The sequence below is a fragment of the Williamsia sp. SKLECPSW1 genome, from assembly GCF_054332755.1.
Genome location: NZ_JBTGLI010000001.1, coordinates 2,253,790 through 2,274,075, shown reverse-complemented (window position 1 = coordinate 2,274,075; position 20,286 = coordinate 2,253,790). Strand labels below are relative to the sequence as shown.

Annotated in this window: 22 protein-coding genes and 1 riboswitch; of the genes, 6 read left to right on the top strand and 16 right to left on the bottom strand. The window is 70.5% G+C overall.

The features are described 5' to 3' along the window. Nucleotides 1-199: 199 nt before the first annotated feature. The 7 genes from ACXVUM_RS10630 to ACXVUM_RS10600 are packed head-to-tail and all read right to left on the bottom strand — an operon-like array spanning nt 200 to nt 6,184. The gene (locus tag ACXVUM_RS10630) at nt 200-649 is read right to left on the bottom strand and encodes a limonene-1,2-epoxide hydrolase family protein (RefSeq protein ID WP_458521758.1); all 450 of its coding nucleotides are present in this window, start codon (nt 647-649) and stop codon (nt 200-202) included. Nucleotides 650-657: 8 nt separating this feature from the next. Next, nucleotides 658-1,953, bottom strand: coding sequence for a wax ester/triacylglycerol synthase domain-containing protein (locus ACXVUM_RS10625; protein ID WP_458521757.1), 1,296 nt, complete (start codon nt 1,951-1,953; stop codon nt 658-660). Further along, nucleotides 1,950-2,201, bottom strand: a complete 252-nt coding sequence (locus ACXVUM_RS10620; RefSeq protein WP_458521756.1) for an acyl carrier protein — start codon at nt 2,199-2,201, stop codon at nt 1,950-1,952. The genes ACXVUM_RS10625 and ACXVUM_RS10620 overlap by 4 nt, the downstream gene beginning before the upstream one ends. Nucleotides 2,202-2,245: 44 nt before the next feature. Continuing rightward, nucleotides 2,246-3,055 carry an ABC transporter permease gene (locus ACXVUM_RS10615; RefSeq protein WP_458521755.1) on the bottom strand — a complete coding sequence of 270 codons (810 nt, stop codon included), beginning with the start codon at nt 3,053-3,055 and terminating at the stop codon, nt 2,246-2,248. Beyond that, entirely contained in the window at nt 3,052-3,852 is an 801-nt protein-coding gene (locus ACXVUM_RS10610) for an ABC transporter permease (protein ID WP_458521754.1), read from the bottom strand. The genes ACXVUM_RS10615 and ACXVUM_RS10610 overlap by 4 nt, the downstream gene beginning before the upstream one ends. Further along, nucleotides 3,849-4,820 carry an ATP-binding cassette domain-containing protein gene (locus tag ACXVUM_RS10605; RefSeq protein WP_458521753.1) on the bottom strand — a complete coding sequence of 324 codons (972 nt, stop codon included), beginning with the start codon at nt 4,818-4,820 and terminating at the stop codon, nt 3,849-3,851. Before ACXVUM_RS10605 ends, ACXVUM_RS10610 begins: the two co-directional genes overlap by 4 nt. After that, nucleotides 4,817-6,184 (bottom strand): salicylate synthase, encoded by a 1,368-nt coding sequence (locus ACXVUM_RS10600; RefSeq protein ID WP_458521752.1) that lies wholly within the window; start codon nt 6,182-6,184, stop codon nt 4,817-4,819. The genes ACXVUM_RS10605 and ACXVUM_RS10600 overlap by 4 nt, the downstream gene beginning before the upstream one ends. A gap of 90 nt (nt 6,185-6,274) precedes the next feature. Here ACXVUM_RS10600 and ACXVUM_RS10595 point away from each other — a divergent pair, with 90 nt between their 5' ends. Continuing rightward, entirely contained in the window at nt 6,275-7,891 is a 1,617-nt protein-coding gene (locus tag ACXVUM_RS10595) for a (2,3-dihydroxybenzoyl)adenylate synthase (RefSeq protein ID WP_458521751.1), read from the top strand. A gap of 20 nt (nt 7,892-7,911) precedes the next feature. On the opposite strand, the gene ACXVUM_RS10590 is transcribed toward ACXVUM_RS10595, so the two are convergent. Together ACXVUM_RS10590 and ACXVUM_RS10585 are read right to left on the bottom strand one after the other, a co-directional pair. Continuing rightward, a complete protein-coding gene (locus ACXVUM_RS10590; RefSeq protein WP_458521750.1) occupies nt 7,912-8,670 on the bottom strand; it encodes a siderophore-interacting protein in 759 nt (252 codons plus the stop codon). Nucleotides 8,671-8,737: 67 nt separating this feature from the next. Next, nucleotides 8,738-9,082, bottom strand: coding sequence for a GNAT family N-acetyltransferase (locus ACXVUM_RS10585; RefSeq protein WP_458521749.1), 345 nt, complete (start codon nt 9,080-9,082; stop codon nt 8,738-8,740). A 241-nt stretch (nt 9,083-9,323) separates the two neighbouring features. After that, nucleotides 9,324-9,436: riboswitch (TPP riboswitch) on the top strand. Here ACXVUM_RS10585 and thiC point away from each other — a divergent pair. Beyond that, on the top strand, nt 9,427-11,076 hold the full coding sequence (thiC, locus tag ACXVUM_RS10580; protein WP_458521748.1) for a phosphomethylpyrimidine synthase ThiC: 1,650 nt from the start codon (nt 9,427-9,429) through the stop codon (nt 11,074-11,076). (Overlaps the previous riboswitch by 10 nt.) 25 nt (nt 11,077-11,101) lie before the next feature. Here the strand turns inward: thiC and thiD are convergent, their stop codons facing one another. The 6 genes from thiD to ACXVUM_RS10550 all read right to left on the bottom strand — a co-directional run bounded on the left by thiD (nt 11,102) and on the right by ACXVUM_RS10550 (nt 15,798). Then, the gene (gene thiD, locus ACXVUM_RS10575) at nt 11,102-11,917 is read right to left on the bottom strand and encodes a bifunctional hydroxymethylpyrimidine kinase/phosphomethylpyrimidine kinase (protein WP_458521747.1); all 816 of its coding nucleotides are present in this window, start codon (nt 11,915-11,917) and stop codon (nt 11,102-11,104) included. A 78-nt stretch (nt 11,918-11,995) separates the two neighbouring features. Continuing rightward, the gene (locus ACXVUM_RS10570; RefSeq protein WP_458521746.1) at nt 11,996-12,760 is read right to left on the bottom strand and encodes an ABC transporter permease; all 765 of its coding nucleotides are present in this window, start codon (nt 12,758-12,760) and stop codon (nt 11,996-11,998) included. Then, nucleotides 12,757-13,686 carry an ABC transporter ATP-binding protein gene (locus tag ACXVUM_RS10565; protein WP_458521745.1) on the bottom strand — a complete coding sequence of 310 codons (930 nt, stop codon included), beginning with the start codon at nt 13,684-13,686 and terminating at the stop codon, nt 12,757-12,759. Before ACXVUM_RS10565 ends, ACXVUM_RS10570 begins: the two co-directional genes overlap by 4 nt. Nucleotides 13,687-13,755: 69 nt before the next feature. Continuing rightward, entirely contained in the window at nt 13,756-14,541 is a 786-nt protein-coding gene (thiG, locus tag ACXVUM_RS10560) for a thiazole synthase (protein ID WP_458521744.1), read from the bottom strand. Next, nucleotides 14,534-14,734 carry a sulfur carrier protein ThiS gene (gene thiS, locus ACXVUM_RS10555; RefSeq protein WP_458521743.1) on the bottom strand — a complete coding sequence of 67 codons (201 nt, stop codon included), beginning with the start codon at nt 14,732-14,734 and terminating at the stop codon, nt 14,534-14,536. The genes thiG and thiS overlap by 8 nt, the downstream gene beginning before the upstream one ends. Beyond that, nucleotides 14,731-15,798: an FAD-dependent oxidoreductase gene (locus ACXVUM_RS10550; RefSeq protein WP_458521742.1), complete on the bottom strand. Its 1,068-nt coding sequence runs from the start codon at nt 15,796-15,798 to the stop codon at nt 14,731-14,733. The genes thiS and ACXVUM_RS10550 overlap by 4 nt, the downstream gene beginning before the upstream one ends. 152 nt (nt 15,799-15,950) lie before the next feature. Between ACXVUM_RS10550 and thiE the strand changes: the two genes are divergently transcribed. Continuing rightward, nucleotides 15,951-16,640 (top strand): thiamine phosphate synthase, encoded by a 690-nt coding sequence (gene thiE, locus ACXVUM_RS10545; RefSeq protein ID WP_458521741.1) that lies wholly within the window; start codon nt 15,951-15,953, stop codon nt 16,638-16,640. Nucleotides 16,641-16,787: 147 nt separating this feature from the next. Beyond that, complete coding sequence (locus ACXVUM_RS10540) at nt 16,788-17,249, top strand: hypothetical protein (protein ID WP_458521740.1); 462 nt, start codon at nt 16,788-16,790, stop codon at nt 17,247-17,249. Nucleotides 17,250-17,274: 25 nt separating this feature from the next. Here ACXVUM_RS10540 and ACXVUM_RS10535 read toward each other — a convergent pair whose 3' ends face one another. After that, complete coding sequence (locus ACXVUM_RS10535) at nt 17,275-17,745, bottom strand: NUDIX hydrolase (protein WP_458521739.1); 471 nt, start codon at nt 17,743-17,745, stop codon at nt 17,275-17,277. Between the two features lie 146 nt (nt 17,746-17,891). On the opposite strand from ACXVUM_RS10535, the gene ACXVUM_RS10530 reads away from it, so the two are divergent. Together ACXVUM_RS10530 and ACXVUM_RS10525 are read left to right on the top strand one after the other, a co-directional pair. Further along, on the top strand, nt 17,892-19,313 hold the full coding sequence (locus tag ACXVUM_RS10530; protein WP_458521738.1) for a hypothetical protein: 1,422 nt from the start codon (nt 17,892-17,894) through the stop codon (nt 19,311-19,313). Then, the gene (locus ACXVUM_RS10525; protein WP_458521737.1) at nt 19,310-20,284 is read left to right on the top strand and encodes a glutamate ABC transporter substrate-binding protein; all 975 of its coding nucleotides are present in this window, start codon (nt 19,310-19,312) and stop codon (nt 20,282-20,284) included. Before ACXVUM_RS10530 ends, ACXVUM_RS10525 begins: the two co-directional genes overlap by 4 nt. Nucleotides 20,285-20,286: the final 2 nt, after the last annotated feature.

The window sequence follows — 20,286 nt, the reverse complement described above, 5'->3', positions numbered from 1 at the left end:
CGCGAGCTCGGCGACCTCGGCTTCAGAACACGCATCCGAGGTCGCATCAGCGATCTCATCCAGAAAAACATGCAACGCTGCATATTTCGCGACCAGTGATGTCTCGACAGTGTCGTCCACAATGCACCTCCCCCGGGATGTAGCGACCACCCCAGGATAGAACACCTGTACGACATTCGCAAGTGTGTTCGATAGTGGGTCACGCCGCAGGCAGCGCCGGTCTCCTCGACGGGACAACGACTCCGACGGCCGCGCGGGCGGTTGCGGTGAGCATCGTCAAGAAGTCGAAGTAGTCACGCCACAGGGTGATTCGTCCGTCCTCGACCTCGAAGACGCCGCACACCCAGAACGTGAGGACGAACGGTCCGACTGCGATCAGGTCGGTGCGCTCGTTGAGGACCGTTCCGTCGGCGTTCCCGGTGGATCTGTGGGTGACGACGTCGAATCGGGCGACCCGCACGAAGCGTCGGAACAGTCCGATGGTGGTCCGCGCCGTGCGGATGCTCGGCAGGCCGACGTTCTGGTAGAGCAGGTCGTCGTCGAGAAGTCCGGCGGCGGTGTCGAGGTCGCTGTCCGCGAGGGCGCGGAGGAACCTCTCGACCACCTCGATCTGGCGGGTACCCGTGCTGACATCTGTGGAATCGGCCATCCGCCACCCTACGTCCGACCGGCCTCGGCCAGAACCCCCTCGAACGCCTCGACGAACCGCGACGCGTACCCGGGCAGCGCCGCCGCGTCGGCGACGATGCCGAAAGAGACGCGATCGCCCAGGATCAGCGACGTCACGGAGAACGAGTAGCCGCCGAGCGGTGACAGCGGCGTCAGTGACGTGATCCGCCGGCCCAGCACCGATCGGACCCGGGAGAACCCGGGGTTGATGCCGATGTGGATGTCGGGGTGCATCCGCGACATCGACGCGCCGACGATCGCGCGCATCACCGGCCACGGCGGTGTGGGTCCGGCGGCGGCGAGAGCCAGATACGGTCGGCGCTGGTCGAACAGTGCGAGTTCCGATCGGCACCTGTCGATCTGCCGATCGAGGTCCGTCTCACGCCCGTCGAGGTTCAGCAGCGACACCGATACGGCGTTCCCGGTGTGGCGGAACGACGGGTCGAGTGTCGCGGGCAGGGTCACCCGGATCGTGTCCGGGTGCGTGTCGCCCGGCGGGTTCGCGCTGAGGGTGCGGCCGATCGCCGCGAGGAGGAACTCGTGCACGGAGGCGTCGTGGGCACGCGCGGCGCGTCGCACATCTCGGGTGGATGCGCTGTGCAGAGCCACCTCCCGTCGACCCGACGAGGTCAGTGCGGGCCAGGCCGAGGGCCCTCGCCCCTCCTGCCCCCGGGTCCACTGCTCGTGGTGTGCCTTCTTGGCGTCGGCGAGGTCAGCAGAGTCGAGGGAGCCGACACGGAACCGAGGACTCGTCGCGAACCGGTCGAACTCGGCCAGGTCGGAATCGGATCCGTCGGCGAGCAACGCGGCGAACGCAGCACCCGCGATCCCGTCGGAGAGACTGTGGTGGACGCGCAGGACGATCGTCTGCGCGCCGGTGTCGACGCGGGTCACCACCTCGATGTGCCAGAACGGATCCGGCCGGGGCAGGTGGGTCTCACACAGGTCGGCGACATGCCGCAGCAACTGATCACCGTCACGCACCTCGCTCGCGGTGACATGCCGGTCGACGTCGACGATGTCGGCGACGACGATCTGCGGACGCCGCCACCGGCCGTTGCGGACTCCGGTGCGGAACACCTCGTACCGGCCGACACGCTCCCGGACACGGTCGCGGACGGACTCGAGAGTGACCGGCACGTCGCCGCTCTCGATCCCGAGCACCATCGCCCAGTGCATCGGTCGCCTGGGGGTGTCCATGTGCAGGTAGGTGAAGTCGGGCGGGCCGAAGTCGGTCGGCGCGGGACCCACCGCCGACGTCGTGGACTCGGTGACGGCACTCACCGGGCAACCGTGTCGAGTCGGGACCGGATGAGCGACTCGAGGTCGTCGACCGACGAGGTCTCGAGGATCTCCCGTTCGGTCAGCACGACGCCGAGCCTCTCCTCGATGGCCACCACACCGATCGCGACGGCGACGGAGTCGAGTCCGAGATCGTCGACGAGGCGCGCATCACCGCTCAGGTGCTCGGCGGACAGGTCCAGATCCTTCTCGAGGATGTCGCGCAGCTCGTCATGGACGCGATCGCTCATCGGTGTGACTCCTTCTGTACGGGGCGGTGTTTCGTCGAACGGTGTCAGGTGGCGCGTCGTGCGGCGCGTCGCCATCCTCGAGCGGCCAGGGGTCCGACCACGATGATCGATCCGGCGGTCCACGCGAGCGTGGTGAGGAGCGGTGCGGCCACCGGTCCGCCGGCGGTCAGGCCGGCGACGGCATCGACGGCGGGGCTCATCGGCTGGTTCTCGACGACCGGCCGGATCCAGTCGGGGTACTGGTCGGCGGGTGCGAAGCCGGTGGTGAAGAAGAGCAGGAACAGGAAGGCTCCCGACATCACCTGGACCACTTCGCGGCCGCTCGCGACCGTGGCCAGCGCGACGATCGGGACAGCGACACCGACAGCGAAGATCATCGGGACGGCGACCGCACCGAGAGCCGCCAGTGGGCCCTGTTCGAAGCGGAACCCCATCGTCATGGCGACCGCGAACAGGACGACCGTGGAGATGCCGGTGCGTACCGCCTCCGCGACGAGCCGGCCGAGGAGGAACCCGCTGCGTGCGACGGGAAGTGTCCACTGGCGCGCCAGGATTCCCGAGTCCCGGTCGGCGATCACCGTCACCGCGGCGGCGACGGTCCCGTACAGCGCGCCGACCAGCGCCACGAGCCCGGTGTTGGCGACGATGCTCTCGCCGCCACCCATCGCGGTCACCGTCGTGCCCAGCACCAGTTGGAACATCGCGAGGAGGAAGGCGGGGAAGGCGACGGCCTGGACGATCACGCCGGGGTCCCGCGACCAGGCGCGCAGGAGCGCTCCGGCGTGGACCGCGGCCTGAGGAGCCAGGCCCACCGAGGCCCGGACCGGGTCGCCGGCGTGGTCGATCGTCGTCATCGCGACGTACCCGCTCGCGCGGCCGCCGCCACGGCGGCGCTGCCGACCACCAGCAGCACGGCCGTCCACATGACGGCGCCGGTGAGATCGACATCGGTGCCGGCGGCGAGCCCCCGGATCGCGTCGGTCACGACCGACACGGGCTGGTTCCGCACGACGGGCTGCGCCCAGCCCGGGAATCCATCGGCGGGAACGAGTCCCGTCGAGGCCATCACCAGCACCAACTGCGGGATCATGAGCACCCCGGCCACCGAGCCCCGCACGACCGTGCCGATGGCGTCGGTCATGAGCGACACCGCGACCGCCACCACGACGAGGACCACCACGACGCCGACGGTGTCGGCCGCGCTCCCCCGCAGGCGGAATCCGAACGCAGCTGCCACAGCCATCCCCGACGCCGTCGAGATCAGCATCCGCAGAACCACCCACGACATCCGCCCGACCACCGGCGCGACGCGCGACATGGGCAGCGACAGCATGCGTTCGCGCGCCCCGGAACGGGCATCGCCCGCAGCGACCTCACTCGCCGCGATCGCGGTGAACAGGCAGGCCTGCACCAGGATCACCGGCGTGAGGTACTGGGCGTAGTCGATGCCGGCGGCCTCGAAGCGGCGCTGCAGTGGTGTGTGGAAGCAGACGAAGAACACGACCGGACTCAGCAGGGCCAGCACGACGTCGCCGGATCGCAGCGCGGACCGGATCGATCGGCGCGCCAGGACGGCCGACGACGCCACCACCCCGACGGAACGGCGACGCGGCGTGAGACCGCTGTCCGCCGCGACCACGGTGAGTGTCACGCGCCGGAGCCCGTCAGTTGCAGGAACACCTCGTCGAGCGACGGTCTGCGGAGACCGATGTCGACGATCTCCACCGACGGCGTCGCCGCGGTCAGGCGTGCGATGATCTCGCCGACGGTGGCCGCGCCCGCCGGTGCACGGACGACCAGCCGGGCCTCGCCGGCGGTGGCCGCCGCCGCGGCCGGCTCCACCATGCCGAGGTCCTCGAGCATGTCGGCCGCGCGATTCATGCTCGCGGCGTCGCCGACGGTGATCTCGCAGACCGGCTGTCCCGCTTGCAGCTTCAGCTCAGCGGGTGTGCCCGAGGCCACGACCGTTCCACGGTCCAGGACGACGACGCGATCGGCCAGACGGTCCGCCTCCTCGAGGTACTGGGTGGTGAGCAGCACGGCGATACCCGCCTCACGGAGTGCGGCGATCGTCTCCCACACCGCGGCCCGGCTCCGGGGGTCGAGCCCGGTGGTCGGTTCGTCGAGGAACAGGACCTCGGGTCGCGTCACCAGCGCGGCGGCGATGTCGACTCGACGCCGCATACCACCCGAGAGCGCAGCGACACGGCGTCTCCGTACGTCGCCGAGGTCGAAGCGTTCGACCAGGTCGTCGACGCGCGCGGACAACCGCCGTCCCGACAGACCGGTGAGTCGCCCGAAGACCGAGAGGTTCTCCGCAGTCGTCAGGTCCGGGTCCACCGATGCGTACTGACCCGTCAGAGAGATCAGTTCCCGCACCCGCGGAGCCTCGTCGACGACGTCGTGGCCGGCGATGCGAGCCACACCGGACGTGGGGCGCTGCAACGTGGACAGCAGGGAGACGGTCGTCGTCTTCCCACTCCCGTTGGGGCCGAGCAGACCCACGACCTCTCCCGGCTCGACGGCGAAGGAGATGCCGTCGAGGGCGCGGACGCCGCCGTAGGTCTTGACGACGTCGATCACCTCGACGGCGGGCACCGTGCTGATCGGGGGGTTCACCGGTTCTGAGGGACGACGAACGGTGCGACGCTGCCGAGCTTCTCGCACGTCTCCTCGAATTCACGGTCCGGCGTCGAGCGGTCGACGATGCCGGCTCCGGCACGCAGCCAGGCGCGCCCGCTCTGGGAGAAGACCGTCCGCAGTGCGAGCGTCGCCTCCAGGTCCCCGTCCGACGACGCCACGAGGACCGCGCCGGAATAGAGCCCGCGGGGAGTCGGCTCGAGCCGATAGATCGCCTCGACCGCATCCGTCTTCGGGATGCCGGAGGCGGTGATCGACGGGAACAGCACTCCGAGGGCGTCGAATGCGCCGACGGACTCCCCGAGCCGACCGCTCACCGTCGATGCGAGGTGTTGGACGCTGCCGCGACGACGCACGGCCATGAACTCGTCGACGACGGTGGAACCGTCACGACTGACCGATGCGATCTCCTCGACGCAGGCTCGCACCGACATCGCGTGCTCGGCGATCTCCTTGCTGTCCGACAACAGATCTGCGCGGGCGAGGGAGTCGACCTCCTCCGACCGGCCGAGGGCGCGCGTCCCGGCGAGCGGTTCGGTGACGACACGCCCGCCCTCCACGGCGACGACGAGTTCCGGGCTGAAGCCCGCCGCGTCGAGACCGCCCAGCGACAGGAGGAAGGATCTGGCCGGGGTGTTGTGGGCCCGACCGTGCGCGTAGGTCGCGGCGACGTCGATCGGGAACGGGATCGGCACCTCGCGGGACAGGACGACCTTGTCGTACCGGCCGGCCGCGATCTCGCCGACCGCGGTGGCCACCCTGCCCCGGTAGTCGTCGGCGTCGACGGTCACGTCGACGGGGGACGGGTCCGCGACGAGCTCGGCGCCGGAGGCGATCTCGTGCAATCGGAGCGCGGTGTCGGGGTCCGCGTCACCGGTCTCGACACCGAACTCGTCGATCGTCGCCTCGAACGCCGGGACGATCAGATGCGCGAGCACGGCGTCGTCGGCGACACGCTCGAACTGCTCGTGGCGGCCTGCACAGAAGTCGAAACCGACCCAGCCGTACACCCGCCAGGACGGGAGGGTCAGCGACGACACCGCCGACTCCAGTGCCGCCGCGGGGTCGCCGGACCACGTCGACGTCCGCAGGTCATCGCCCTCGTCGACCCGGATCTCTCTGTGTGTCAGCACCACCCGAGCGCGAACACCGGCGGCGAACACCCATCGGCGGTCTCGTTCGTAGACGACGTGGTCACCGAACTCCCCGGATGCCGCCCACGCAGAGACGACCGCTGCGGCGCGCACATGGGCGTCGGGACGGGTGGCTGCGGGGTCGTGCTCCACGATCCCGGGAGATCGGATCGCGGTCGGAGTCACCGGGCTGTCGACGATCACGGCCATGGTTGTCGAACCCCTCTGTCTGGCGCGGTCCGCGTCGGACCCGCTCGGGTATGGAAAGGCTACCCTAACAGGGTCTGATTGAATGACCCCGTGCCCACCTCACCCGATCCGACCACCGATCTCGTCGCAGGCCACACACCGCATCCTGCCGAGGCGCTCGACCGCTATCGCGCTGTCGGTGCCACCCAGGACGAACCGCTGTGGAGTGCCTTCGAGCGCAGCGTCGCCCGCACACCGGATGCCATCGCGATCTCCGACGACACCCGGTCGTGGACGTATCGCGCACTGCGCGGGGCGGTCCACGCGCGCGCCGCCGGCTTCCTCTCCGCGGGGCTGGCCCCCGGCGACCGGGTCGTGCTGCAGTACCGCAACTCCGGCGCGTTCGCGATCACCGCACTGGGACTCGTCCGCGCGGGACTCGTCCCCGTGATGTCGTTGCCCGCCCACCGCATCACCGAGATCGCCCATCTGGCAGCGACATCCGGCGCCGCCTGCTACGTCGGCGACGACATCGAGGTCGCCGCGGCACTCGCCGAGCGGGTACCCGCTCTCCGCGCCATCTACGTCGACCGCGACGGGCACCGTCGTCCACCGGACGGCGACCCCCATGACACTGGACTCCCGTCGCGTGTCGACCCCGAACTGCCTGCGGTCCTGCTGGTGTCCGGCGGGACGACGGGTCTGCCGAAACTCATCGCGCGAACGCATTCCGACTACGCCTACAACGCCCGTCGCTCCGCGGAGGTCACCGCCCTCCGGGCCGACGACGTCTGTCTGGCCGCTCTCCCCGCGGCGCACAACTTCCCGCTGAGCTGCCCCGGCCTGCTGGGCGCGCTGTCGGTGGGCGCGCACACGGTGTTCACCGCCGACCCCAGTCCCGACAACACCTTCGCGCTCATCGAGCGGCACCGCGTGACGGTGACGGCGCTGGTACCGGCCCTCGCCCAGGTCTGGTGCGCGGCGACGGAGTGGGAGCCGGCCGACACGTCGTCGTTGCGCCTGATCCAGGTCGGCGGGGCCAAACTCGCCCGACCGGACGCCGTCGCCCTCGACGCCGCCTTCGGCCCGGTGGTGCAACAGGTCTTCGGGATGGCCGAGGGACTCATCTGCATGACCACCCTCGACGATCCGCGGGACCTGGTGCACCGGGCACAGGGCGTCCCGATCTCGGAACTCGACGAGGTCCGCGTCGTCGACGCGGACGGGAATGACGTCCCCGACGGGACGGAGGGCGAACTGCTCACCCGCGGGCCGTACACGATCCGCGGGTACTTCGCGGCCCCCGAGCACACCGCCCGATCGTTCACACCCGACGGCTTCTACCGCTCCGGTGACCTCGTCCGACGCCTGCCCTCCGGGCACCTCGTGGTCACCGGCCGGATGAAGGACACCATCGTGCGCGCCGGCGAGAACGTGGCCGCCGACGACATCGAGGAGCATCTGCTCGCCCATCCCGACATCGCCGCGGCCGCGGTGGTCGGCGTGCCGGACGAGGCACTCGGAGAACGGATCTGCGCCGCGGTGGTCACGGCGTCCGGCGCGCGCGCCGACAGCCTCGACCTGCCGCGTCTGCGTTCCCACCTGGCCGATCGGGGGCTCGCCACCTTCAAGCTCCCCGACGCCGTCCACCGGGTGACGTCGTTGCCGGTGACAGCGGTCGGCAAGGTCGACAAGGTGGCGCTGCGGTCGGCTCTGCTGTCCCGCTGAGCCCACCGCCCACGCGGATGTCAGCCGGCGGACTTGCCGACGGTCCAGTATGCAAGGGACGTGACGCCCTTGCGTCCGAGCCCGTAGTCGTTCTTGAGGATCCCGGTGATCGCGCGGGTGCTCACCGCCTCGAGGGCGACCCATCCCGCCCACCCCTCGCAGGGGCCCGCTGCCGCGCGGACGGCGTCGACGACGCCGGTCCCGTCCTCCCCGCGGGGGATCCAGTGGACCGTGTCGCGCTCGCGGGCCCGCAGGGGCAGGTCTTTGTCACTCTCGTGCTGGTACTCGAACCAGAGGGTGACCGGTGCGTCGGGCGCGTCGGAGGCAGAGACCGCGTCGAACAGCGAGTTGACCGCGGCGAGCGAGGCGGGGTCGCCCGCCACGAGCCAGCCCTTCGGCGCCGGGACGGGGTAGGTGAACTTCGACCCCATCACCGTCGCCGCGATCGTGTCACCGGCCGACGCGGACCGCGCCCAGCGCACGGCGGTCCCGTCGTGCACCGCGAACTCGATCGCGAACGAGTCGGTCGCGGGGTCCGGGTCGACGAGTGTGTACCCGCGCTGGTGCAGCTTGCCCTCGGCCTCGAACCACAACCGCACCCACATCGTCGGATGCACAGGGGTCGCGGTGAGCAGCCCGCCGCCGGTGAAGTGCACGCGCAGGTAGTGCTCGGTGACGACCTCACTCCCGGTGACCGTCAGCGTGAAGTCGTCCGCGCCGAACAGCTTGAGGACTGCGCCCTGCCACCCGCGCTTCGGCGCCACCGTCGTCTCACCCATGAACACACCTCTCCTCGGTCAAGTGAGGAAAGGGTAACCTAACCCGAAGTGAGCGCGGGTGGCCCTGTCAGACCGCGACCGCGGCGTATCCGGGATGCGTCGTGAGGAAATGGCGGGTGAAGGTGCAGACCGGACGCACCTTCGCGCCGGTGTCGATGACGTACTGCAGCGCACCGGTGGTGAGGCGGGAGGCGAGACCGTGGCCGGCGAACTCGTCGTAGAGGACCGTGTGCAGCACCGTGACGACCTGCTGACCACCGACATCCTCGACGGAGTACCCCAGGACGCCGACGAGGTCCCCGGCGACGTACAGCTCGAACCGATCGCGCTCGGCGTTGTGCCTGACCTCGGACAACTGGTACAGGATGGACTGCGCCGATTGCTCGGGCCTCTTCTTCCTCCTGACGTGCATCGCCACCTCCTTCGGGATCGCCGCACTCGATGTGACAGTGGTCACAGTAGCGCCTGCTACGCCTACGTAGGCGTAGTTACGGAACTGTTCGGTCATTCGTGACCACTTCGAGTCGTCTGTTCTGGGGTCGTTCACAGCACGCCGTCGGCGTGCCACAACCATTCGACGCACGTGGCGCCCGTCCGGTTCCCGGCCTGGCGCGTAGGCTCGTCCGCGGGTCCCTCCGGGGTCCCGACAACTGCACACCTTCCACGGGGGCTCTCACGGACCGAGGGCTGAGATGGCGGCAGGCGGCCGCCGACCGACTGAACCTGACCGGGTAATGCCGGCGTAGGGAGCACTCGATGTCGACCGATTCCGTCACGTCCATCACCACCGGCCCCATCCGCGGGAGCCACAAGCACCACGAGCCCGTCGACGGCATGTCGGTGCCGTTCCGCAGGGTCGAACTCTCGACCGGTGACCATCTCGATCTGTACGACACGTCCGGGCCGTACACCGCCGACAACCCCCACACCGATCTCGAGGCCGGACTCCCCAGGACCCGCGACGGGTGGGAGCGCCCGGACCCGGTCGACGGCGCGTCCACCCAATTGGCATGGGCCCGTGCCGGACTCGTCACCCCCGAGATGCGGTACATCGCCGCACGGGAGGGTGTCGACGTCGAGCTGGTCCGGTCGGAGGTCGCCGCCGGCCGCGCCGTGATCCCCGCCAACCACAATCACCCCGAGTCCGAGCCCATGATCATCGGCAAGGCGTTCGCGGTGAAGGTCAACGCGAACATCGGCAACTCGGCGGTCACGTCGTCGGTGGCCGAGGAGGTCGAGAAGATGGTGTGGGCGACCCGCTGGGGCGCCGACACCATCATGGACCTCTCCACCGGCGACGACATCCACCTCACGCGCGAGTGGATCATGCGCAACTCGCCGGTGCCGGTCGGGACCGTGCCGATCTACCAGGCGCTGGAGAAGTGCAAGGGCGATCCGACGGCGCTGACGTGGGAGATGTACCGCGACACGGTGATCGAGCAGGCCGAACAGGGTGTCGACTACATGACCGTGCACGCCGGGGTGCTGCTGCGGTACGTCCCGCTGGCAGCACACCGCGTCACCGGGATCGTCTCGCGCGGCGGCTCGATCATGGCCGCGTGGTGCCTCGCCCATCACCGGGAGTCGTTCCTCTACACCCACTTCGACGAGCTCTGCGAGATCTTCCGGCGCTACGACATCACCTTCTCCCTCGGCGACGGACTCCGCCCCGGGTCGATCGCCGACGCGAACGACGAGGCGCAGTTCGCCGAGCTCCGCACCCTCGGTGAGCTCACGACGATCGCGAAATCACACGGCGTGCAGGTGATGATCGAGGGACCCGGCCACGTCCCCATGCACAAGATCGCCGAGAACGTGCGGCTCGAGGAGGAGCTGTGCGAGGAGGCACCCTTCTACACACTCGGGCCCCTCGCCACCGACATCGCACCCGCCTACGACCACATCACCTCCGCGATCGGCGCGGCGATGATCGCCCAGGCGGGCACGGCGATGCTCTGCTACGTCACGCCGAAGGAGCACCTCGGCCTGCCGAATCGTGACGACGTGAAGGTCGGGGTGATCACCTACAAGATCGCCGCGCACGCAGCCGATCTCGCGAAGGGACATCCCCGCGCCCAGGACCGTGACGACGCACTGAGCAGGGCCCGGTTCGAGTTCCGCTGGAACGACCAGTTCAACCTCGCACTCGATCCGGACACGGCCGTCGAGTACCACGACGAGACCCTCCCGGCCGAGCCGGCGAAGACGGCGCACTTCTGCTCCATGTGCGGCCCGAAGTTCTGCTCCATGCGGATCTCCGCCGATGTCCGGGCGTTCGCCGAGGAACACGACCTGCGCACCCAGGACGACATCGACGCGATGCTGGCGCGCGAGATGGACCGCAAGTCCGAGGAGTTCGTCGCGAACGGCAAGAACGTCTACCTGCCGATAGAGCCGGTCGGCTGATCGCCGAGCGAGCCCGTCGGCTGACCTACCGGTCTCCGGCGGGCCCGTCCAGCGCGACCCGCCAGAGGGGGTTCACCGGTCCGTGGCCGGCACCGAGGGGATACGACCAGCGGATCGACTCGCTGACCCACCCCTTGGCGAACGATGCCGCCTCGGGCACCGACTTCCCGTGCGCGAGAGCGCACACCATCGCCGACGCGAGCGTGTCACCGGCGCCGTGGTCATGCGGTGTGTCGATCCGCTCGTAGTCGAGGCGGATGAACTCGGTGCCGTCGTAGAGCAGGTCGGAACTGCGAGGACTCGACCGCAGGTGGCCGCCCTTGACGATGGCCCACTGTGCGCCCATCTCGTGCAGGGCGACCGCGGCGGCCCGCTGCGTCTCGTCGTCGACGACCTCGATGCCCGTGATGAGGACGACCTCGTCGAGGTTCGGGGTGACCACGGTCGCGATCGGGATGAGGCGTTCACGCAGGGCCGTCATGGCCTCCACCGCGAGCAGCCGGTCGCCGTGCATGGAGGCGCAGACGGGATCGACGACGAGCGGGATCCGACGATCGCGTCCGATCCCCACCTCGGCGGCCACGTCCACGATCGCGTCGATGATCGCCCCGGTGGCCAGCATCCCCGTCTTCACCGCACCCAGACCGATGTCCTCTGCGACGACACGGATCTGGGCGGCGACCGTCTCCGGCGGGATGGTCTGCACACCGGTCACACCGAGCGTGTTCTGGACGGTCACCGCGGTCACGGCGACGCATCCGTGCACCCCGGCGAGCGCCATGGTGCGCAGGTCCGCCGCGACCCCGGCGCCGCCGCCGGAGTCGGTGCCGGCGATGGTCATCGCGCGGACGGGAGTCTGACCGAGAGGGGCGGTCGGCAGCAGTTCCACAGGGGAGAATCTACGCCGCCGCCCCGCGGGTCAGGCGTCGCGACGCTGTGTGGAGACCACACCGCCGACGAAGATGACGATCGCCCACAGCGCGAAGTAGAGCAGCGATCCGTATGGGCCCCACGGGTAGTCGATGCCACCGTCCGTCGTGTCCCCGGACAGGAAGTGGGCACCGTTGTTGAAAGGCAGGTACGGCCCGATCGCACTGACCTTCGGGATGGCGCTGAGGATGCCCTCGAGGGCCAGGGACCAGATGAGCAGGATCACGATGGCCCCGGCGCTCTGCCGGACGAGAGCGCCCACGCCGAGTCCGATGAGGACACACAGCAGCGTGTAGACCGGGATGCCCCAGTACTGCCGGATCGCCACGGATCCGCCGAGGTCGATCGACGAACCCGCGTCACCGGCGAGGGCCGTGCCCAGGACGATCGTGACGATGCCGAGCACCAGGGTCACGACCGCAGACAGGCCGCCGTAGACGATGGCCTTGGCGCCCATCACGACCTCGCGGCGAGGGATCGCCTGGAACGTCGTGCGGATGGTGCCGAAACGGAACTCGCTCGTGACGGCCAGCACCGCCATGATCATCAGGACGATCACACCTATCTGGGACACACCGATCGCGAAGAACGACGGGTCGCGCAGATCCGACGAGGACTCGCTGGTGCTGCCCGACAACACACCGATGAGTATCGAGATGAGGATGCCGAGCACGACGACGATGCCGACGCACCAGTAGGGCGAGCGGGTGCTGAGCAGCTTGATGCGTTCGGCATCGATGGCATGGCTGATCATCGTGCGCCTCCCTGGGGGCCGGTGGTGCCGGAGTACTGGACCTCGCCCGCGGTCAGGGACATGAAGACCTCTTCCAGCGAGGCGACACTGCCCGAGAGCTCGTGCAGGACGATGTTGTTCGCGGCGGCGAGCTCGCCGACCCGGTCGGTGGTCACGTCGGGGACGGTCATCACGGGCGACCCGTCGGACTTCGGCGCAGGGTGCAGCCCCTCCGCCTCGAGGATCTGATGCAGTTGCGGCAGTTGCGGACTGCGCACGGTGACCGTCCGCTGAGCCTGGCTGGTGAACTCGGCCACCGAGCAGTCGGCCATCAGACGTCCCTTGCCGATGACGATGAGATGGTCTGCCGTGAGTGACATCTCGGTGAGGAGATGGCTGGACACGAGCACCGTGCGCCCCTGGGCGGCCAGCGCCTTCATGAACTTGCGGATCCAGACGATGCCCTCGGGGTCGAGGCCGTTGACCGGCTCGTCGAAGAGCAGGACACCGGGATCGCCGAGCAGCGCGCCCGCGAGACCGAGCCGCTGCGACATGCCGAGCGAGAAGCCGCCCGCGCGCTTGCCGGCCACCGCGCTCAGACCGACGTCGGCGAGGACCTGGTCGACGCGCTGGGTACCGATCCCGCTGGCCGCGGCCATCCACCGCAGGTGCGATCGGGCAGAGCGGTTGGGGTGCACCCATTTCGCGTCGAGCAGCGCTCCGACCTGTCGCAACGGGTCGGAGAGCTCGCGGTAGGGGACCCCGTTGATGGTGGCCGTCCCCGAGGTCGGGTTGTCCAGTCCGAGGATCATCCGCATCGTCGTCGACTTGCCCGCGCCGTTCGGTCCGAGGAAGCCGGTGACCATGCCCGGCTTCACCTCGAACGTGAGGTCGTCGACGGCGCGGGTGCCCCCATACGTCTTCGTCAGTCCTTGCACCTTGATCACCCCGGCGACTATGCCAGCCGGTCCGGTGCGCCGACATCGGACGAAAGGATGGACCCGGAGCGGCCTGGATCAGCCGGGGGTCGGAGTCCAGTCGAGGTCGGGTGAGGACGCGTGCGCCCAGAACCGACGGGGGATGCGGCCGGCGTGGCGGGCCAGGTGACCGGCCTCCACCGCGCGAGCCATCGCCGTGGCCATCGCGACGGGGTCGTCGGCGCGGTTCACCGCCGACGCCAGCAGCACGGCGTCGCAGCCGAGCTCCATCGCCAGCGCCGCGTCGCTCGCCGTGCCGATGCCCGCGTCGAGCACGATCGGCACCCGCGACGCCGCGACGATCATCTCGATGTTGTGCGGGTTGGCGATGCCGAGCCCGGTGCCGATGGGTGATCCGAGCGGCATGACCGCGGCCACCCCGGCGTCCTGCAGACGTGCGGCCAGGATCGGGTCGTCGTTGGTGTAGGCGAGCACGGTGAACCCGTCGGCGACGAGGTCGTCGGCCGCGTCGAGCAGTTCGACGGGGTCGGGCAGCAGGGTGCGGTCGTCGCCCGCGATCTCGAGCTTGACCAGGTCGGTCTCGAGCGCCTCACGCGCCAGTCGGGCGGTGAGGACCGCCTCCGCGGCCGTCCGCACCCCCGCGGTGTTGGGGAGCACCTCGATGTCGAGTGAGCGCAACAGGTCGACGACGCCGCCGGCGCCGCCCTCGCCGGCGCGCCTCATGGCGACGGTCGTCAGCTGCGTCCCCGACGCGACCAGGGCCCGTCGCAACAGGTCGTGGTTGGCGGCGCCACCGGTGCCCATGATCAGCCGCGACGTGAGCTCGCGACCACCGATGACCAGCGGCGTCGCCTCCTCAACCACCCTGCACCGCCGTCAGGACGTCGATCCGGGCTCCGGCGTCGACGCCGTCGGCCCAGGTGGAGCGCGGACGGACGGACCCGTCGACGGCCACCGCGACCCCCTGCTCGGGCAGGTCGAGCAGCGACAGCAGCGCGGCGACCGAGGTGTCGTCGGCGACGTCGTGCTCGACGCCGTTGACGGTGACGGTGATCATGCGAACCTCCCGGGGTCCAGGGTGTGAGCCCACCGGCCCGGCGGCCGGTCGGTCAGGGTGTCGAGGACGATGTCGGCGGTGAGCGGGGCCAGCAGGATCCCCCCGCGGCCGTGTCCCGCTGCGACGACGGTGCGGTCGTCGAGACGTCCGACGAGCGGCAGCCCGTCGGGGGTGAGCGGGCGGAAACCGGCACCGATCTCGTCGAGGCGGTACTCCGAGAGTCCCGGCATGAGGTCGGTGGCGTCGCGCAGCAGATCGGCCACACCGCCCACACGCGGCCCGGTGTCGTCGCGGTCGGACATCTCGTACTGCGTGGCCCCGACCACCACGCCGTCGCGACGGGGGACGAGGTAGACCGCGCGCCCGTGCCACCGCCCGCGCACAACGACCGACGGCGGGGACGGCGCCGTCGACGGGCGGGACAGGCGGAGCACCTCACCCTTCTCGATGCGCACGGGCGCGGACGGGATCAACTGGGGAAGCCACGCACCGGTCGCGATCACCACCCGGTCGGAATCGACGTCCGACAGGGCCTCGAGACGGCGGTCGCAGCGACGCACACCCGCGGCGTCGGCGGCGCGCCCCAGCGCACCCAGCAGCGCGCGGTTGTCGACAGCACCCTCACCCCGGGCCAGCAGGCCACGCCGGATCCCCGCGAGACCCGGAGCGCACGAACGGATCTCGGGCGAGGCAACCGTGTCGAGGGGCTCCGATCGCGCAGCACACCACTGCCCCACCGCGGTCAGCTCGGCCAGGTCCGACCGGTCGGCCCCCACGAACAGGGTGTCCCGTGCGACGAGGACGTCGGGGGCGGCGAGGTCCTCGAGGAAACCGTGCCATCGCGACGCGGCGTCGAGGGTGAGGGCGAACGCGTCCTCGTCGCCGATGCGGGCCTCGCCCACCACGCCCAACATCCCCGCGGCGACCGGTGAGCCGGAGGCGGATCGGAAATCGTCGAGGAGGGTGGTGTCCCACCCGGCGACCGCGGCCCGCCAGGCGACGGTGCTGCCCACGACGCCGGCACCGACGACGGTGAGCGTCGGGGGTCGCGTACGAGAACTCATGGGGCGGGGGCCTTCCTTCGCCGGCATTACCCGGATCAGGTGTGACGGTCGGCGACGGATGGTGTCGCGATCTCAGCCCGGCCTACCCCGGGCACCCGTGTGTGTCCGACGGCCAGCCTACTCGGCGGCGGACCGCGGCTACGGTGCACGACGTGGACATCCGCGCACGCCTCGACGACGCCCGGCTCTACCTGTGCACCGACGCCCGCCGCGAGCGCGGCGACCTCGTCGACTTCCTCGACGCGGCCCTCTCCGGCGGTGTGGACATCGTGCAGTTGCGGGACAAGGGTTCCGAGGGTGAACGCCGCCTCGGCGCGCTCGAGGCCCGCGAGGAACTCGACGTGCTGGCCCGCATGCGCGAGGTCGTCGACCGGCACGGTGCGCTGCTCGCCGTGAACGATCGCGCCGACATCGCCGCAGCGGCCGGCGCCGACGTCCTGCATCTCGGTCAGGACGACCTCCCGCCCGCCGCAGCGCGGACGATCGTCGGGCCCGACGTCGTCGTCGGCCGCTCCACCCACGACACCGCACAGGCCGACGCCGCCGACGCCGACCCCTGCGTCGACTACTTCTGCGTGGGTCCGTGCTGGGCGACCCCGACGAAGCCGGGCCGCCCGGCCGCGGGGCTCGACCTCGTCGACCACGCGGCCGATCGGGACCGTCGACTGCCGTGGTTCGCCATCGGCGGGATCGACGCCGCGCGGCTGCCCGCGGTCCGCGAGCGCGGCGCACGGCGCATCGTCGTGGTCCGGGCGATCACCGCGGCCGACGACCCCGCCGCCGCAGCAGCGGGACTCCGTCGGGATCTGCTTGCCGACGACCGCGGCACGGGTCTAGCCTGAGCGACACCATGACACGCGCACTCGTAGTAACCCGCCGCAGCGGGGTCTGACACGACCGACCCCCCGTCTGCGGGTCGTCAGCGCGCTCTCTCCCCCTCGGTCACCCTCTCCCCGCGCCCGCGTGCGCGATGACAGAAGACCACCGTCATGACCACTCTGTTCGACCACCGCCCCACCTCCGGCCCCTGTGCCGCCGCCCGCTTCGCCACGCCGCTGCCCCGCGGCGTCCGGGCCGACGCGGGCGTCCTGAGCTGGGACGATTTCGTCCAGGCCTACGCGCCGACCTCGGTCACCCGACTCGGCAGTTGGCACTCCACCCCCGCTCGCAACGACCTCACCGACTACCACGCCACCATCGCGTCGGGTGATCGGATCTGGTCGATGCGGGAGTCCGCCACCGGCCCGCTCGCCGCGGCGACGGCCATGCTGCACGCGATCGGCGTCTGTGTGGAGATCACCGGCCTGCACCAGCAGCGCCTCGGCACACAGACCGCGATGCTCGTCGAGGTCGACCGTGACGGGCACCGCGCGTGGGGCCTCGGGATCGACGACGCCGCCGATCGGGCCGGGGTGGTCGCGCTGCTGCACGCGATCGATCGCACCGCCTGAGATCTCCTCCCGGCGCCGGACGGCGCTACAGGGACCGCAGGTGCTCGCGCAGGATCGGCCAGGCGAGGGCGAACGCGGGGTGCAGGGGCAGGCCGTCGACCTCGTCCTCCCCGACCCACCGCAGCTCGGTGGACTCGACGTTCGCGACGGTCGACAGCGGGGCGGGCACCTCGGCGATCACCGTCGTGTAGGTCCAGCCGCTGGTCGCGGTGTGCGTCACCACCTCGTCGCGGACCGTCAGCACCGTCGGGATGATCCCGGCCTCCTCACCCGCCTCGCGGACGGCGGTGTCGACCGCGGACTCGTGGGAGTCGCGCGCCCCTCCCGGCAGAGCCCAGGTCCCGCCCTGGTGGGACCAGAGCGCGCGGTGCTGGAGCAGGACCGCACGCCTGTCGTCGTCGACGGGTGCGCGCAGCAACAGCCCGGCGGCACCGTGTCGACCCCAGTACCGGGCCCCGTCCGGGTCGAACACCCAGCCGTCACCATCTCCGCGCACGCTCGTCGGCCTTCCTCGCCCGGGGCCGCCGGCGGGGTGCCGCGGCCCTGCGAACCCACGGTAATGACCTCGCACGGGTTTAGAGTCGACCACAACCGCTCGCGATCCGGCGGTGGGTGTGTGAGGCGACGAAAGAGGTACCGGTAGTGACCGGCGATGCGGCGTTCCTGCGCTCCCGGCTCAGACCTGGCGGCGACCGCGACCGGCTCACGTCGCGCCGGGGCGACCGGGCGCCCCGACTGACCCGTGACGAGCGTCGCGAACTGCTGACCCTCGCCCGCGAGCAGGCCCGGTCACCACTGGCCGGAGCACGACGTCTCGCACGCACCACGCCCGGTCGCCTGCTCCTCATCACCGCACTGCTGGTGCTGGTCACGGTCGGGAGCGGCTGGTACGCGTCGGTGTCACTGGACTCCCGGACGGCCGCCCTGCGGGAGACGATCACCGACACCGAACCGATCGCGGAGTCGTCGCAGATCCTCTACAGCAACCTCTCGATCGCCGACGCCGCCGCGAACGCCGCCTTCATCGCGGGAGGCCTGGAGCCGGCGCCGCTGCGTGCGCGCTACCTGAACGCCGTCGCGACGGCGTCCCGCGCACTGATCGAGGCGGCGGGCGGCACCGCCGCCGAGAACGACTCCGTCCGCACCGACCTGGGGACGCTCGCCGAGGAGATCCCCGTCTACACCGGTCTGATCGAGTCCGCCCGGACGAACAACCGGTTGGCCAACCCGGTCGGGTCGGCGTATCTGGGTGAGGCGTCGAACCTCATGCAGACCACCATCCTGCCCGCCGCCGAACGGCTCTACGCGGCCCGGACGGAGGCTCTGGCGGACCCGCAGAACCGGTTCACCGATCCGCCGTGGGTGGTCTACGTGACGCTCGCGGTGGTACTCATCGCCCTGCTGACCACGCATCGATATCTGTCGCGCCGCACGCGTCGCCGGTTCAACCTCGGACTGGTCGCCGCGATCGTGGTCACCGTCGTCGCGGTCGTCTGGGTGCTCGTCGGCTCGCTGCTGTCGGTGTCGTCGGTCGACACCGCGGAACGACGCGGTGCGATGCCCCTGCGCGAACTCACCTCGGCGCGCATCCTCGCCCAGCAGGCGCGATCGCTGGAGACGCTCGCCCTCGCCCGCCGAGGCGATCAGGACATCCTCCAGAAGCGGGTCGGCGGTGCGTTCGCGAAGATCGACACCGCGCTCGAGGACTACCGGTCGAGCGCCGGCGACGAGGCGGACAGGACCATCGTCGACCGCGCCCAGAGCGCGCTCGGCGCGTGGCGCGACGCGCACCAGGCCGCGACCGACATGTCGGCCGTCGGCGACATCTCCGGCGCCACCGCGATGGCGGTCGGGTCGTCCCCGAACGGCGCGTCCGCGGCCTACACGGCTCTCGACGACTCCCTCGTCGACGGCATCCGCTCCACCCGCACCACGTTCCGTGACGACATCAACACCGCCCGCGTCGTCATCGGCTACGCGGGCACCGGGGCGCTCGTGCTCGCGGTGATCGCGGCGGTCATGACGATCCTCGGGATGATCCCCCGCATCCGGGAGTACCGGTGACCCGCGCCCGGGCGCTCTGGGCGCTGATCCTGCTGCTGACGGCGGTGACCACCACCGCCTGCATCAGCGTTCCCGCGCCTCCCGAACAACCGCCCACCGCACAGGCGACGACCCCCACACCGCCCGGGTTCGTCACCAGCGCCCCCCGCGAGTCGGTGACCCCGGCGTCGTGCGACATCGGCAGTCTCCGCCCGACCCCGCTGCCGCGACCTGGACAGATGCCGCGCGGATCGACGATGGAGCAGATCTTCGCCCGGGGACGGTTGATCGTCGGACTCGACATCGGCTCCAATCTGTTCAGCTTCCGCGACCCGGTGACCGGCGACATCGAGGGGTTCGACGTCGACATCGCGCGGGAGGTCGCGCGGGCGATCTTCGGCGACCCGAATCGCATCGAGTACCGGATCCTGACCTCCGACGACCGCATCACGGCCCTGCAGCAACGCGACGTCGACATCGTGGTGAAGACGTTGAGCATCACGTGCGACCGCCTGCAGGACATCGCGTTCTCGACCGTCTACTACGAGGCGAGCCAACGCATCCTGGCGCTGCGCAACTCCTCCATCACCTCGGCGGGAGACCTCTCGGACAAGCGCGTGTGCGCCGCACGGGGCACCACGTCGATCGCGCGACTGCAGGCGAGGGTTCCGTCGGTGCGGATGTCGACGGCCTCGACGTGGGCGGACTGCCTGGTGGTGCTGCAGCAGGGTGAGGTCGACGCCATCAGCACCGACGACGCGATCCTCGCCGGACTCGCCGAACAGGACCCGTACCTCCACGTGGTCGGCGCGAGCCTCGGCGACGAGCCCTATGGCATTGGCATGAACAAGGATTCGCCGGATCTCGTACGGTTCGTGAACGCCGTCCTCGACCGCATCCGCGCCGACGGGACGTGGTATGCGATCTACAATCGGTGGCTCTCCATCCTGGGGCCCGTCTACTACCCGCCCCAGCCGACGTACCGGGACTGACA

What these genes read in the sequence shown, in the direction of transcription:
- ACXVUM_RS10630 (WP_458521758.1), bottom strand. Translation starts at nt 649, where the DNA reads ATGGCCGATTCCACAGATGTCAGCACGGGTACCCGCCAGATCGAGGTG.
- ACXVUM_RS10620 (WP_458521756.1), bottom strand. Translation starts at nt 2,201, where the DNA reads ATGAGCGATCGCGTCCATGACGAGCTGCGCGACATCCTCGAGAAGGAT.
- ACXVUM_RS10615 (WP_458521755.1), bottom strand. Translation starts at nt 3,055, where the DNA reads ATGACGACGATCGACCACGCCGGCGACCCGGTCCGGGCCTCGGTGGGC.
- ACXVUM_RS10600 (WP_458521752.1), bottom strand. Translation starts at nt 6,184, where the DNA reads ATGGCCGTGATCGTCGACAGCCCGGTGACTCCGACCGCGATCCGATCT.
- ACXVUM_RS10590 (WP_458521750.1), bottom strand. Translation starts at nt 8,670, where the DNA reads ATGGGTGAGACGACGGTGGCGCCGAAGCGCGGGTGGCAGGGCGCAGTC.
- ACXVUM_RS10585 (WP_458521749.1), bottom strand. Translation starts at nt 9,082, where the DNA reads ATGCACGTCAGGAGGAAGAAGAGGCCCGAGCAATCGGCGCAGTCCATC.
- thiC (WP_458521748.1), top strand. Translation starts at nt 9,427, where the DNA reads ATGTCGACCGATTCCGTCACGTCCATCACCACCGGCCCCATCCGCGGG.
- thiD (WP_458521747.1), bottom strand. Translation starts at nt 11,917, where the DNA reads ATGACCATCGCCGGCACCGACTCCGGCGGCGGCGCCGGGGTCGCGGCG.
- ACXVUM_RS10570 (WP_458521746.1), bottom strand. Translation starts at nt 12,760, where the DNA reads ATGATCAGCCATGCCATCGATGCCGAACGCATCAAGCTGCTCAGCACC.
- thiS (WP_458521743.1), bottom strand. Translation starts at nt 14,734, where the DNA reads ATGATCACCGTCACCGTCAACGGCGTCGAGCACGACGTCGCCGACGAC.
- ACXVUM_RS10550 (WP_458521742.1), bottom strand. Translation starts at nt 15,798, where the DNA reads ATGAGTTCTCGTACGCGACCCCCGACGCTCACCGTCGTCGGTGCCGGC.
- ACXVUM_RS10540 (WP_458521740.1), top strand. Translation starts at nt 16,788, where the DNA reads ATGACCACTCTGTTCGACCACCGCCCCACCTCCGGCCCCTGTGCCGCC.